This is a genomic window from Psychrobacillus sp. BM2, assembly GCF_048572895.1.
In the GTDB taxonomy this organism is placed as follows: Bacteria; Bacillota; Bacilli; order Bacillales_A; family Planococcaceae; genus Psychrobacillus.
In genome coordinates, this window is the sequence record NZ_CP183878.1 from 1,905,985 (window position 1) to 1,919,955 (window position 13,971).

The following is a 13,971-nucleotide window of genomic DNA, read 5'->3' on the forward strand; positions in this document are numbered from 1 at the left end:
GTTTCCTTCTTAAATAAATGTATAATAAAACCATAAGTTGTGCAATCGTTTTCATAGAATTATAACTAGTTTTATTCTTCGAATCTCATATAAAGGCAAACAGTGAGTAACAAAGAATACTTTTAGCGAATTTATGATAGCGCTTTCTTTTTATTTAATTGTGCAAACGGTTGTCCATCTTGGGGATGTAATGTTTAAACAAAAATATAGGAGGGGTTAAAAATGAAAAAGTCATTAGCTTTGTTGTTCATGCTTATTATTACCATTGTTTTACTTGTGGCATGTGGACCGAAAAGGGAGGAAACAACTCCAGCGAACACAGATGAAAAAGAAACAGTAACTGAAACAGAAACAGGAGCGGAATCAACAGAAGAACCCGCAAAACCTGAAAAACTTATTGTTTGGGAAGACACAGATAAATCTATCGCTCTTAAACCTGCAATCGAGTCTTTCGAGAAAGAATATGGTATTAAAGTTGAATTTAAAGAATTAGGAATGGCAGATAAAATGCGTGAACAGCTACGCCTAGATGGTCCTTCGGGAACTGGTGCGGACGTAGTAACTTTACCTCATGATCAAATTGGTCAAGTTGTTACGGAAGGTCTGATCCAAGAAATTGAAGTCAGTGAAGAAATACTTTCTACTTTTAGTGAATCAGCTGTTACTGCACAAAAATATGATGGAAAGCTTTATGGATTACCAAAAGCTACAGAAACGCCTGTGTTTATATACAATAAAGCTTTAATGGCTGAAGCACCTGAGACAATGGATGAAGTATATGCATTTTCAAAAGATTTCACAGATGGGAAAAAGTTCGGATTCCTAGCGTTATGGGATAACTTCTACTTTGCTCATGGTGTTATTGGAGGGATGGGCGGTTACGTCTTCCAAGAAAATGATGGAGCGCTTGACCGAGATGATATTGGTTTAAACAATGAAGGGGCTATCGCTGGAGCAGAATATATTCAAAAATGGTATGCAGAAAGTTTGTTCCCTAAAGGAATTATTGGGGAAAGCGGCGGTTCAGCTAAAGATGGTCTATTCAATGAAGGAAAAGTTGCTTCTGTAATGGACGGTCCTTGGGCTTTCCAAAGTATGAAGGACGCTGGAATAGATATTGGGGTTGCAGCAATGCCAACTCTTCCAAATGGAGAGCATATGAAAACATTTATGGGAGTAAAAGGATGGCATGTATCAGCTTTTACAGAACATAAATATTGGTCAACTAAATTAGTGGAATGGTTAACAAATGAAGAAAATGCAAAAATTCGTTTTGAATTGACGCAAGAAATTCCACCAGTTACAACATTGATAGAAGATCCAATTATTGCGGATAATGAAGGTGCAAAAGCAGTAGCACTTCAATCTCAATACGCTGTACCTATGCCTAATATTCCTGAAATGGGAGAAGTATGGGGACCTGCAGCATCTGCACTTCAAACAATTGCTACTGGTAAAGCAGAACCAAAAGCAGCAATGGATGATGCAGTGAAAACGATTAAAACAAATATAGAAACCAACCATCCGAATTGATAAACAAGGCAAAGGCATGTTTCCTTTTAGGGAGCATGGCTTTGCTTCTATATTAATAGAATGACTTCAATAAAATACGCATGAAAATATGAGAGTATTCTCCTTTCAATAGGAAAGAAGGAGGCGGCATTTACGATGAATAGTAATGTCACAACCAAACATAGAAAATATGCCGGGTTTTTATCTATCATCCCAGGCTTTGGGCAATTTTATAATAAACAATTTTTAAAAGGTATCATTTTCTTAGTATTAACAATCGCATTCTTCAGTAGCTTCTCACAAACGTTAAACTGGGGTTTCTGGGGATTAATCACACTTGGAGAAATTCCAATTCTTGATCATTCCATATTCTTATTAATCGATGGTATCATCGCGTTATTGGTAGCAATCATCGGACTTGGAATTTATGCATTCAATATTTATGATGCCTATAATAATGGAAAAAAACGAGATGAAGGATTCCTATTAAATAGCGTGAGGGAGCAGTATCATAATCTATTGGATAATGGTTTTCCTTATCTAATGATTTCCCCTGGATTTTTATTATTAATCTTCGTAGTTATTTTCCCAATTATCTTTGTAATTCTTCTATCCTTTACAAACTATGATTTATATCATTCCCCACCTGCAAAACTAGTAGATTGGGTAGGTATTCAAAACTATATTGATATATTCAAATTAGATCTTTGGAGATCCACATTCTTTGGTGTTTTAGGTTGGACAATTGTTTGGACATTTGGAGCAACGACATTACAAGTTGCTATTGGGGTATTTTTGGCAGTTGTGATCAATCAAAAAGATTTAAAAGGGAAAGCATTTTTCCGTACTATATTAATCTTGCCATGGGCAGTACCCGCATTTGTTTCGATTTTAATCTTTTCAGGGATGTTCAATGAATCATTTGGTGTCATCAATACGCAAATACTCAGTATGTTGGGCATAGATGCCATTCCTTGGATGACAGAAGAGATGTGGACTAGATTAGCGTTAATCCTAATACAATCATGGCTAGGCTTCCCATTTATATTCGCTATGACAACTGGAGTGCTTCAATCTATTCCTGAAGAATTATACGAGGCTGCAAATGTGGACGGAGCATCTATCTTCCAGAAATTTCGCGGTATTACTTTACCAATGGTGTTGTATGCAACTGCTCCAATTCTCATTACGCAGTATACATTTAACTTCAATAATTTCAATGTCATCTTTCTTTTTAACGGTGGAGGACCTGCATTACCTGGGCAAAATGCGGGTGGAACAGATATCTTAATCTCATGGATATATCAATTGACTATGACTTCTGGACAATATGGGAAAGCTGCAGCCATTACAATGCTTCTATCACTTATCGTTGTAGCAGTAGCATTATGGCAATTCAAACGAACTAATTCATTCAAAGAGGAGGATATGATGTAATGACTAATAAGACTGAAAAAATTATCAGGCTGTCCATTTCTTATCTTATTCTTCTGATTGCGGTGATTATAGTTGTTTATCCATTGCTATGGGTAATAGGTTCTTCTTTAAACCCTGGACAAAGTCTTTCAGGTTCTACGATGTTTCCTAATAACCCTACTATTAAGCACTATACAAGCCTTTTTGATATGGAAAACTCAAATTATGTTTTATGGTACTTAAATTCGATGAAAATTAGTTTAATCACGATGTTTTTTGCGGTAATTAGTGTAGCGTTAACTGGGTATGCTTTCTCCCGCTACCGATTTATTGGAAGAAAAAATGGGCTTCTAACCTTTCTAGTCCTACAAATGATTCCAAACTTCGCCGCGTTGATTGCAATCTTTGTACTTGCCCAACGGACCGGACTGTTAGACACGCATGCCGGACTAATAATTATTTATGTTGGTGGCCAGATACCGATGAATACGTGGCTCATGAAAGGATACTTGGATACAATTCCAAAAGAACTGGATGAATCAGCACGTATGGACGGAGCAGGTCATCTTAGAATTTTTTGGCAAATCATTATGCCTTTATCGAAGCCAATCATAGCAGTGGTCGCACTGTTTTCATTTATCGCTCCATTTGGCGATTTCATACTTGCGCGTATTATGCTACGCAGTGAGGAAAAATTCACAATGGGTGTCGGCCTATACGAATTAGTTTCTAAGCAGTTTGGTAATGAATTTACTACATTCGCTGCAGGGTCCGTTTTGATAGCTATTCCAATTACAATACTTTTCCTTTCATTCCAAAAGTATTTTATCTCTGGTCTTACTGCTGGAGGTACGAAAGGTTAATGACCTAAACGGAAAGTAGTGGGTAACTGTGAGTATAAAGAAAAGTAGTATTGTATTCATTTTAATATTGCTTGTAATTGCCTCCTTAAGTACGCATACTGCTCTCGCAAGTGAAGAGCTAAAAATGCAAGACGAGGTTATTTATATGATTATGGTGGACCGATTTAATAATGGGGATACGAGTAATGATCGAGATGCTAATATAAACGATCCACTTGCGTATCATGGCGGAGACTTTAAAGGAATTATTGAAAAGCTTGATTATATTAAAGAGATGGGTTTTACAGCAATTTGGTTAACACCTATTTTTGAGAATATGGATAACGGATATCACGGCTACTGGATAAAGGATTTTTATCAGACCAATGGATATTTTGGTTCGATGGAAGAATTTAAAACGCTTGTAGAGGAAGCTCATAAACGAGATATAAAAGTCATTCTCGACTTTGTTGTTAACCATGTTGGACCAAATCACGAGTGGCTTAATGACCCATCTAAAAAAGAATGGTTTCATGAAAATAAGGGCATTTCTAATTGGAATGATCAACAAGAAGTGGAAACAGGTTGGTTATATGATTTACCAGATTTAAACCAGGATAATCCAGAGGTTAGTAAGTATCTATTAGATGCGGCAAAATGGTGGATTGAAGTGACGGATATCGATGGCTATAGACTGGACACTGTTAAGCATGTTCCAAAGGAATTCTGGACCGAATTCTCAGCTGAAGTGAAATCAGTGAATGAATCCTTCTTTTTAATAGGGGAGGTTTGGCATGATAACCCTAATGTCATCGTTAGTTATGAGGATACTGGTATCGATGGTTTTATGGACTTTTCTCAAAATGGAAGTCTAAGAACCGCCTTTGAAAAGTCCAATCAATCATTAGGTTGGTTATTTTCAAATAATGATCGAAATAACAAATTGTTTAAGCGTCCGGAACTGCTTGGGCAATTTATCGATAATCATGATATGCAACGGTTTACCAATCTAGCAATCCAGAATAATCAGGATCCAATTGAAAGGTTAAAGCTTGGTTTAACGTATATGTATTCTGCTCCAGGTATTCCAATTATCTACTATGGAACAGAAATCGCACTTGATGGAGGTAATGATCCGGATAATCGTCGAATGATGAATTTTGAGACGGATGATGAGTTGGTACAGTATATAAAGCAACTTGGAGCTTTAAGACAACAACAGCTTCCTCTGACCAGAGGAGATATGGAGCTTTTAGTAGATGATGCAGGATGGACTGTCTATAAAAGAACCTACGTTGATGAAACGGTAGTAATAGCAATCAACAGTACTTCGCAAGCTCAAACTTTGGTACTGGATGAAGAGATAGAAACAGGAAAAGAGTTACAAGGGTTATTAGCTGGTGGACTAGTTAACCAAGATGAATCTGGCTATACGATTCATTTGGAAAGTGGCCAGTCCGAAATATATGAGCTAGTGGACCAACAGAAAGATAATCGGTTAACTACAGTTACTTTGATGGCGAGTATTATTTTATTATTATTAATCCTTTTCATTTGGTTCACTCGATCAAAACGAAATAAGGGGAAATAAGCCGATTAGATATGCTCGAACCACACTGGTATCGAAATGGACAAAAGAAAGAGCGGCACGAGAGGGGTACTTTATCATGAATGAAAAATGGTGGAAAGAAGCTGTCAGTTATCAGGTATATCCAAGAAGTTTCATGGATAGCAATGGTGACGGAATCGGTGATTTACGAGGAATTATTACGAAATTAGATTATTTGAAGGAATTGGGTGTCGATGTTATTTGGGTCAGTCCGTTTTACAAGTCTCCTAATGCAGATAATGGATATGATATTAGTGATTATCAAGGCATTTCGGAGCAGTTTGGGAACATAGACGATTTTGATGAGTTATTAGCAGAAATACACGAAAGAGGTATGAAACTGATTCTTGACCTGGTTATCAACCATACAAGCGATGAACATCCTTGGTTTATTGAATCACGATCTTCCAAAGAAAATCCTAAAAGGGATTGGTATATATGGAAGGACGGGAAGGAGGATTCAGAACCGAATAATTGGGAAAGTATTTTCTCTGGGAGTGCATGGGAGCTTGATGAGCTGACTGATCAATACTATCTTCATTTATTTGCGACGAAGCAACCTGACTTAAATTGGGAAAATACGGATGTGCGTCATGAACTTTATAAAATGGTCAATTGGTGGCTCGATAAAGGAATCGATGGTTACCGAGTAGATGCAATCAGCCATATTAAAAAGCGAGATGGATTACCGGATATGCCAAATCCCAATGATGAAAAATATGTTTCGTCATTTGAGATGCATACGAACCAACTTGGTATACAGGAGTATTTAAAAGAGTTAAAGGAAGAGACTTTTGCTAAATACGATATTATGACAGTTGGAGAAGCAAATGGAGTAGGAATTGATGAGGCGGATGAGTGGGTTGGAGAAGAGAACGGAAAATTCAATATGATTTTTCAGTTTGAACATCTGGGTCTTTGGAACAAGGCACTTAACAACTCAGTAGATGTTATTGGGTTGAAGCAAACGCTTACGAAATGGCAAAAAGGCTTACATGAAAAAGGTTGGAATGCACTATTTCTTGAAAATCACGATCAAACAAGAAGTGTTTCAAGCTGGGGTAATGATAAAGAATATTGGAATGAAAGTGCTAAAATGTTAGCAGCATGCTACTTTCTTATGCAAGGAACTCCATTTATCTATCAGGGGCAGGAAATTGGCATGACAAATGTTCAGTTTCCATCTATTCACGATTACGATGATATTGGCATGAAGAATTTTTATGATTTAGAACTAGCAAAAGGTCGCCCACACCAAGAAGTAATGGTAGTAATTTGGAGCAATGGCCGGGACAATTCAAGGACTCCTATGCAATGGGACAGTTCGTTAAATAGCGGATTTTCAGAAGGTGAGCCATGGATGAAGGTTAACCCAAATTATGTGAACATTAATGTAGCTGATCAACTAAAGGATAAGGACTCAATTTATCATTTCTATAAAAAAATGATTCAAGTAAGAAAAGAAAATCCTGTGTTTGTTTATGGAGAATATGATGTATTACAAGAAGAACATCCTGATGTGTATGTCTACACACGAGCAATGGGAGATCAGTTTGCCATTGTTTTATGCAACTTTAGAGAATATAGTTCGGAGCTTACGTTAAAACATCTTCCACAATGCAGCACAGAACTAATATTATATAATTATAAAGAAGCACCGGAGCAGCTTTCAGAGACTATATCTCTAAATCCGTATGAAGTAAGAGTATACTTATATAAGTGATTTGAAGTGAATAAAGGAAGAGAAAGAGAGTGAGGAATTTTCTAATGGCAATTACAATCAAAGATGTGGCGAAGCTGGCTAATGTTGCTCCTTCGACAGTTTCTCGGGTGATTGCTAACAGCCCCCGTATTAGCGAAAACACGAAGAAACGAGTAAGGGATGCGATGGATGAGCTTAAATATCATCCTAATTTTATCGCCCGTAGTCTAGCAAGTCAATCGACTAAAGTGATAGGTCTGGTTTTACCTCACTCATCTGGTGTATTTTTTCAAAATCCATTCTTTTCTGAAGTCATACAGGGACTAAGCGAGGGTGTACACGATAATCACTATGCCCTCCAAATGACTAGTGGGAAAACAGAGGTCGATTCCTACGAAGGAGTCGTACAAATGGTTCAAGGTGGCAGAGTAGATGGTATTATCCTCCTTTACTCCATGATAGATGATAAAATTATAGAGTATTTAACAAAAAGAGAATTTCCTTTTATCGTTATTGGGAAACCATATGATCTAGTGGATAAAATTACACATGTGGATAACGACAATTTCATGGCCGCAAAAGAAGCTACCGAATATATTATAGGACTAGGTCATAAAAAAATTGGTTTTATAGGAGGCAGTCCAAGTTTAACAGTAACTTTAGACCGTCTAAACGGATACAAAGAAGCTCTAAGGGCAGCCAAAATAGATTTGAATGAGGATTATATTATACATGAAGACTTTCTACGTGAAGGTGGACAGGAGGCTGTGAAAGAGCTTCTTAGAAGATCCTTTCCACCAACAGCTCTTCTTGTAACGGATGATTTGATGGCAGTCGGTGTAGTTAACTCACTCACTGAAATGCAAATTGATATTCCAGCTGAAGTATCTATAATAAGCTTTAATAATGCTTTGTTTGCAGAGATGTCCAGACCACCTCTTACTTCTATTGATATTAATATTAAAGAGCTAGGCTACCAAGCGGCAAGTAGTTTAATCCAACTATTAAAAAATGATAATGAACCCGTTAAACGTATTATAGTACCTCATAGACTAGTTGTAAGACAATCATGTGATATAGCTCCAAGAAAACAATAATTTATGAGCTAAAGTTAGAAATACATATACAAAAAGTAATATATAATATTATTATGTAAACTAAAAGTAGAGAAAAAGGGGTATTTCTATGTTTTCATGCAAAATAAATGACAAAACCTACTTAAAAATGCTCGATTTACGGGACACTGAACATTTGTTCGCATTAACTCTTCAATCTAAGGATACATTAAGAGAGTGGCTTCCATTTATTGATTTTACGAGGACTTCTGATGATACGAAGAGTTTCATCCAATCAACCATGAAGCAATTTGGCGAAAATAACGGTTTTCAAGCGGGGATTTGGTATGATGGAAGCCTTGCTGGTGTAATTGGGTTCCATAAAATTGATTGGAACAACAAATCTACCAGTATAGGATATTGGTTAGGAAATGATTATGTTGGTTTAGGATTAATGACCAAATCAGTGGAAGCATTTGTGGATTATGCATTATTAGAATTATCATTAAATCGCGTAGAAATTCGTGCAGCAGTAGAGAACAAGAAAAGTAGGGCTATTCCGGAAAGATTAGGTTTTCTGGAAGAAGGTTGTGTAAGACAGGCGGAATGGCTCTATGACCATTATGTCGATCATGTGGTTTATGGAATGCTAGCAAGTGATTGGAAAAAATAAAATAATACCCTGATGTAACAGATCTAAAGTTACATCAGGGTATTATTATTTATACATATAGTAGTCCTGAGCATGAACAATTTGAAATCCAATTGATTCATATAATTTTAATGCATGCGTATTTTCTGCTTCTACCTCTAAATGGACAGTATTACCTTGAGTTGAATATTTATTAACTACATATTGCAGAACTTTACGTCCAATTCCCTTACCGCGGAAGTGGGGAAGTATACAAAATCCGTATATCCATGCTTCTTGTTCCTCAACTTTTACTCTAATTTTACCTAGAGATTCCTCTTGCACGTCAATGATATACACACTATTGTCCTTTTCGGTGTCTACTCTGTTTTCTATTTCTAACGAACTTTTTTCATCTAATCCAAAAGATTCGACATTCAACTGAATGCGTAATGGAAGATCTTTTTGTTCGGCTATTCGTAAAGAGAAGCCCGTAACTTCTTCTAAATCCTTTTGCTCCCACATCATTTGATGCTCAGAAAAGCTATAAACCGCTTTATTGGCTTTCAAAAAAGCTTTTGCTTCTTCGGAACCAGCGGGAGCATTTAACAAAGTTTTATGAAAGCCCTGTAATTTTGCAATAGCTATAGCTTGTTTAAATAGCTTGGAGAAATGTTGTTTTCTACGTTCTCGTGGTTTTACCATACCACAAATTTCTACAGTTGTACCAAAGGGGTATAAGCCGAGAAATGCAATTAGCTCATCGTTGTCATATAGTAGGAAATCATAATTATTCTCGGAACGATTTTTTAGCATATCCCAATTTAACTTAAGCTGAATATTGTCATGTATCTCGCATTCTTTTTGTAGTGCTTCAATGTCAATTAATTGTTTTGTAGTTAACATATATACTCCTTTATAATAAATTAATAATGTACTACCTTAATATTATAACGAATTTCACTAAAATAATATGTTTTTTCTGAAAATAAAAAACCGTTCACTAGAGAATTCCTCTAATGAACGGTCCGTTTATCAATAAATCTTAATGCATCACTGGGGCAATTATGGACAACCCTTTTCCCGTCTTCTCTAAGTGCACCATCAGGATAGATCCAAGGCTTCTTATTTACATCAAAAACAGAAGGGAGGTATTTAATGCAGTTTGCAGCATGTGTGCATTTTACGGGATGAAAGTATATGTCTATTTCATCCCCATAATATTGTTTATAACCTTGTTTTACTAAGTCTTTTTCTGTATCATCCACTGCTATAACTCCTTTTACTCACACTTCAATAATTATAGGAAGTATCATAGGTTTTCGTTTCGTACGACTGTATAATAGCTTTTCTAGTGATTTTTTAATGTTTTGCTTCAAGACGCGTTGGTTTCTATTGGTATCTTTTGATTTGGACACGGTGGAACGAACATTTTGATTGACTTCCTGAATAAGTTCTTCCGATTCAGGTCCATATACAAATCCACGTGAAATAGTATCAGGACCTGAAATTATTTTGCCATTAGCTTTACTTAATGTGGTAACAATAACTAGCATTCCATCCTCGGAAAGCAGCTTTCGATCACGTAAAATAATTTCGCCAACGTCCCCAATACCAAAACCATCAACAAACACATTTCCAGCTTCAATGCTTCTCGTTTGAATAGCCTTTTCATTTTCAACGTCTACTACATCTCCGTTTTGAATGATAAATATGTTTTTACGTTCAACGCCTACTGATTCCGCCAAAAGTTGGTGATGATGCAGCATTCTATATTCACCATGAATTGGGATGAAGTATTTTGGTTTCATCAATGTGAGCATAAGTTTAAGCTCTTCTTGACAGGCATGCCCAGAAACATGCATACCTGTGACATTCCCAGAACCATATATGACATGGGCACCTAATGTAAATAAGTTGTCTATAATTCTGGTAATACTTTTTTCATTGCCAGGGATTGGCCCTGCAGCAAAAATGACTGTATCCTCGGGAAGAACCTCCACTTGACGGTAGCTTGAACTTGCTAAACGAGACAAAGCGGCCATTGGTTCTCCTTGACTTCCCGTGCATAATATCACAATGTTTTCAGGATTCATTGTATTTATTTCATTTTGATCAACAAGCATTCCTTCGGGGATATTTAAATATCCTCGGTCCATAGCTACGGACACAACATTTACCATACTTCTGCCCAATAAAGCCAGTTTCCGATTTGTCTTGATAGCTGCATTCACTATTGTTTGTACCCGGTGTACATTAGAAGCAAACGTAGAGATGAAAATCTTTCTTGGTGCTTTTCTAAAAGCTTCTTCTACATGCTCCGCAATTTTACGTTCGGAGGGAGTAAATCCTGGCCTTTCTGCATTAGTACTTTCTGAAAGGAGTAATAATACGCCATTTTGACCGAGCTCTGCCATCTTATGAATGTCAGGGTACTGTTCATCTACAGGTGTCATGTCAAATTTAAAATCTCCAGTATGTACAATTGTTCCTTGAGATGTGTGAAAAGCAATTCCTAAACAATCTGGGATGCTATGGTTTACACGGAAGAAGGACGTTCTTATTGTTCCGAGTCTTAACTTGGAGTCCGAGTCTATTAAAAAGAGCTGTGTACTTCTTAATAATCCATGCTCCTTTAATTTGATTTCGATTAAACCTAATGTTAAGTTGGTTGCATATATAGGGACATTGAGTTGTTTAAGGAAATAGGGAATACCCCCAATATGATCTTCATGCCCATGTGTAATGATTAAAGCCCTTACTTTATCCTCATTCTCCAATAAATAGGAAATGTCCTGAATGATTAAATCTATTCCTAGTAAAGTTTCATCTGGAAATTTAGACCCACAGTCAATTACAACAATATCGTCATCCGATTGTATGACATACATATTTTTCCCAATTTCATTTATTCCACCTAATGCGAAAATAGAAACCTTTGTGTTTGTAGTATTCATTGTTATCCTCCCATTCAAAATAGCTATACTAAGTATTGCCTCATATTCAGCTTTTATAAGGGATTTTTTAAATTACTCAAGGATAGGGAGGAAGCAAGTCTATCTCTAAATAAGAAAAAGAATGGTTGTTCGCGAAATATATCACGACCAACCATTCTTTTTTAGTTATTTACTCCGGAGGTAGGACTCGAACCTACGACCAACCGGTTAACAGCCGATTGCTCTACCACTGAGCTACTCTGGAATAAGAGATATCTTACAAATGTTATTATGAGCTATTTATCATTAAAGTATTCATGGTATTTTTCGAAACCATAAAAAAGAAAAGTTATTTCACTATTAAAGCAGGGCAGTGCACGCGTTTCATCACCTTATGGCTAACACCACCTAAAACCATCTCCTGTAATCCATTTAAACCCCGGCTACCGATGACAACAAGGTCGACCTTTTGTTCATTTGCATAGCGTACAATTTCTGGTCCCGGTGTTCCTTTTAAAGTAGTTATTTTATAATTTAATTGCTCGTCTTTTAACAATTGTTCAACGTTAGCAATTTTACGTCGACGTTAAATTAGTAAGGATTCAGAGGACCTGGAATGAAGAACATCTTGTTGAGATTTCTCCATATCCACAACAATCACAACCTCTAAAACAGAACTGCCTGAGCATTTTGCTAATTTAATTGCTTCCTTTGCAGCTCGGACAGAGTTATCTGAGCCATCAGCTGCTAATAGAATATGTTGATACATAGCTTTTCCCCCTTAATGTGAAGTAGATATACCTAATAATTTTTGGTAAAGTGTTTCACTTGCAGGATTTAAACCTTTTACAGTAATTTGTTTGCCTTGTTCTTCTAACTTTGTAACTACTTTGACAATAGCACCAACAGAGGATTCATCCCATAAATGGCTACTAGATAAATCTATTGTAATATGATCGGCAGTTGCTTGTTCGATAGTTTGAACAAAATGCTGGGTCGAGGCAAAGAAGAGTGGACCTTCAATAATATATGTCCCATTCTGTTCAGTTATTTTAACCTTTGAAATGGAAGCAACAAAGAACAGTGCGCTAAGGATAACACCAATCACAACACCGATTGCTAGATTATCTGTATATACAACTATAGCTACAGTTATTATCATGACAATGGCATCTGCACGTGGTGCTGTTATAGCATATTTAAACGAACCCCAATCAAATGTACCAATTGATACCATGACCATAATTCCAACCAACACAGGCATTGGAATATCCACTACTAAATCACCAAGTACAATGATTAAAAATATTAAAAATACACCTGCGACTAAAGTAGATAAGCGACCACGCCCGCCAGATTTAACATTAATCATCGATTGTCCGATCATTGCACAACCAGCCATACCACCAAAAAATCCAGTGATAAAGTTAGCGATACCTTGCCCACGGGCCTCACGGTTTTTATCTGATTTAGTATCTGTCATATCATCGACAATTTGAGAGGTTAGTAACGATTCTAAAAGACCTACGACTGCTAGAGCCAGTGAATAAGGTAAGATTATTTGAAACGTCTCAAGAGTGAACGGTACATCTGGTAGGAAAAAGCTTGGTAAACTTTGTGTAATGGTGCCTAAATCCCCAATTGTTTTTAATTCTATTCCAAAAATAAAAGTAATTGCAGTTAAGATGATAATGGCAATAAGTGGAGCCGGTATCGCTTTGAAAAAGCGGGGAACTGTATACACGATTAATAAAGTAACAGCGACAAAAATATACGATACAATTCCTTCCCCTAAAACGTGAGGTACCTGTGCCATAAAGATCAAAATAGCTAAAGCATTTACAAAACCAATCATGACAGAATTCGGTATAAACCGCATTAACTTCGCAATTTTAAAAACGCCAAGTAAAATTTGAATAATCCCTGTTAAAATAGTTGCAGCCAATAAATAATTTAATCCGTGATCGGCCACTAAGTTAACCATAACCAGCGCCATTGCACCAGTTGCAGCCGATATCATACCGGGTCTGCCACCGACGAATGCGATAACTACAGCAATACAAAATGATGCGTAAAGACCAACCATTGGGTCAACACCTGCGATAATAGAAAAAGCAATGGCTTCCGGAATAAGTGCTAAAGCGACAACAATTCCAGATAAAATATCGCCTTTAATATTTCCAAACCATTGTTGTTGTAATGTTTGCATAAAAGTGCTCCTTCAGATATAGTCAGTTATGATGTCCCAAAAACCATAGTTTTAGGACA

11 protein-coding genes, 1 tRNA gene and 1 pseudogene are annotated in these 13,971 nt (G+C 36.6%); 7 read left to right on the top strand and 6 right to left on the bottom strand.

Translation table 11 applies throughout. The features are described from left to right. The first annotated feature begins 222 nt into the window (after positions 1 to 222). The 7 genes from ACN6MX_RS09070 (at position 223) to ACN6MX_RS09100 (ending at position 8,809) form a co-directional block, all read left to right on the top strand. Positions 223 to 1,533, top strand: a complete 1,311-nt coding sequence (locus ACN6MX_RS09070; RefSeq protein WP_419962294.1) for an extracellular solute-binding protein — start codon at positions 223 to 225, stop codon at positions 1,531 to 1,533. A 135-nt stretch (positions 1,534 to 1,668) separates the two neighbouring features. Next, the gene (locus ACN6MX_RS09075; RefSeq protein ID WP_419962295.1) at positions 1,669 to 2,949 is read left to right on the top strand and encodes a carbohydrate ABC transporter permease; all 1,281 of its coding nucleotides are present in this window, start codon (positions 1,669 to 1,671) and stop codon (positions 2,947 to 2,949) included. After that, positions 2,949 to 3,791 carry a sugar ABC transporter permease gene (locus tag ACN6MX_RS09080; RefSeq protein WP_419962296.1) on the top strand — a complete coding sequence of 281 codons (843 nt, stop codon included), beginning with the start codon at positions 2,949 to 2,951 and terminating at the stop codon, positions 3,789 to 3,791. Before ACN6MX_RS09075 ends, ACN6MX_RS09080 begins: the two co-directional genes overlap by 1 nt. 34 nt (positions 3,792 to 3,825) lie before the next feature. Then, on the top strand, positions 3,826 to 5,361 hold the full coding sequence (locus tag ACN6MX_RS09085) for an alpha-amylase family glycosyl hydrolase (protein ID WP_419962590.1): 1,536 nt from the start codon (positions 3,826 to 3,828) through the stop codon (positions 5,359 to 5,361). 76 nt (positions 5,362 to 5,437) lie between these two features. After that, positions 5,438 to 7,102 (top strand): glycoside hydrolase family 13 protein, encoded by a 1,665-nt coding sequence (locus ACN6MX_RS09090; RefSeq protein ID WP_419962297.1) that lies wholly within the window; start codon positions 5,438 to 5,440, stop codon positions 7,100 to 7,102. Positions 7,103 to 7,146: 44 nt separating this feature from the next. Continuing rightward, complete coding sequence (locus ACN6MX_RS09095) at positions 7,147 to 8,178, top strand: LacI family DNA-binding transcriptional regulator (RefSeq protein ID WP_419962298.1); 1,032 nt, start codon at positions 7,147 to 7,149, stop codon at positions 8,176 to 8,178. An 88-nt stretch (positions 8,179 to 8,266) separates the two neighbouring features. After that, positions 8,267 to 8,809, top strand: a complete 543-nt coding sequence (locus tag ACN6MX_RS09100) for a GNAT family N-acetyltransferase (protein ID WP_419962299.1) — start codon at positions 8,267 to 8,269, stop codon at positions 8,807 to 8,809. 45 nt (positions 8,810 to 8,854) lie between these two features. Here ACN6MX_RS09100 and ACN6MX_RS09105 read toward each other — a convergent pair whose 3' ends face one another. The 6 genes and pseudogenes from ACN6MX_RS09105 to ACN6MX_RS09130 all read right to left on the bottom strand — a co-directional run bounded on the left by ACN6MX_RS09105 (position 8,855) and on the right by ACN6MX_RS09130 (position 13,912). Next, a complete protein-coding gene (locus ACN6MX_RS09105; protein ID WP_419962300.1) occupies positions 8,855 to 9,673 on the bottom strand; it encodes a GNAT family N-acetyltransferase in 819 nt (272 codons plus the stop codon). A gap of 110 nt (positions 9,674 to 9,783) precedes the next feature. Then, positions 9,784 to 10,035, bottom strand: coding sequence for a (4Fe-4S)-binding protein (locus ACN6MX_RS09110; RefSeq protein WP_419962301.1), 252 nt, complete (start codon positions 10,033 to 10,035; stop codon positions 9,784 to 9,786). Positions 10,036 to 10,053: 18 nt separating this feature from the next. Beyond that, the gene (locus ACN6MX_RS09115; protein WP_419962302.1) at positions 10,054 to 11,724 is read right to left on the bottom strand and encodes a ribonuclease J; all 1,671 of its coding nucleotides are present in this window, start codon (positions 11,722 to 11,724) and stop codon (positions 10,054 to 10,056) included. 172 nt (positions 11,725 to 11,896) lie between these two features. After that, positions 11,897 to 11,968: transfer RNA gene (locus ACN6MX_RS09120), tRNA-Asn, on the bottom strand. Between the two features lie 84 nt (positions 11,969 to 12,052). After that, positions 12,053 to 12,472, bottom strand: a pseudogene (locus ACN6MX_RS09125) (universal stress protein). Between the two features lie 12 nt (positions 12,473 to 12,484). After that, positions 12,485 to 13,912 carry a SulP family inorganic anion transporter gene (locus ACN6MX_RS09130; RefSeq protein ID WP_419962303.1) on the bottom strand — a complete coding sequence of 476 codons (1,428 nt, stop codon included), beginning with the start codon at positions 13,910 to 13,912 and terminating at the stop codon, positions 12,485 to 12,487. Between the last annotated feature and the right edge of the window lie 59 nt (positions 13,913 to 13,971).

Coding starts and splice junctions, on each gene's coding strand:
- ACN6MX_RS09090 (WP_419962297.1), top strand. CDS start 5,438: ATGAATGAAAAATGGTGGAAAGAAGCTGTCAGTTATCAGGTATATCCA.
- ACN6MX_RS09130 (WP_419962303.1), bottom strand. CDS start 13,912: ATGCAAACATTACAACAACAATGGTTTGGAAATATTAAAGGCGATATT.
- ACN6MX_RS09070 (WP_419962294.1), top strand. CDS start 223: ATGAAAAAGTCATTAGCTTTGTTGTTCATGCTTATTATTACCATTGTT.
- ACN6MX_RS09115 (WP_419962302.1), bottom strand. CDS start 11,724: ATGAATACTACAAACACAAAGGTTTCTATTTTCGCATTAGGTGGAATA.
- ACN6MX_RS09095 (WP_419962298.1), top strand. CDS start 7,147: ATGGCAATTACAATCAAAGATGTGGCGAAGCTGGCTAATGTTGCTCCT.
- ACN6MX_RS09080 (WP_419962296.1), top strand. CDS start 2,949: ATGACTAATAAGACTGAAAAAATTATCAGGCTGTCCATTTCTTATCTT.
- ACN6MX_RS09105 (WP_419962300.1), bottom strand. CDS start 9,673: ATGTTAACTACAAAACAATTAATTGACATTGAAGCACTACAAAAAGAA.
- ACN6MX_RS09100 (WP_419962299.1), top strand. CDS start 8,267: ATGTTTTCATGCAAAATAAATGACAAAACCTACTTAAAAATGCTCGAT.
- ACN6MX_RS09075 (WP_419962295.1), top strand. CDS start 1,669: ATGAATAGTAATGTCACAACCAAACATAGAAAATATGCCGGGTTTTTA.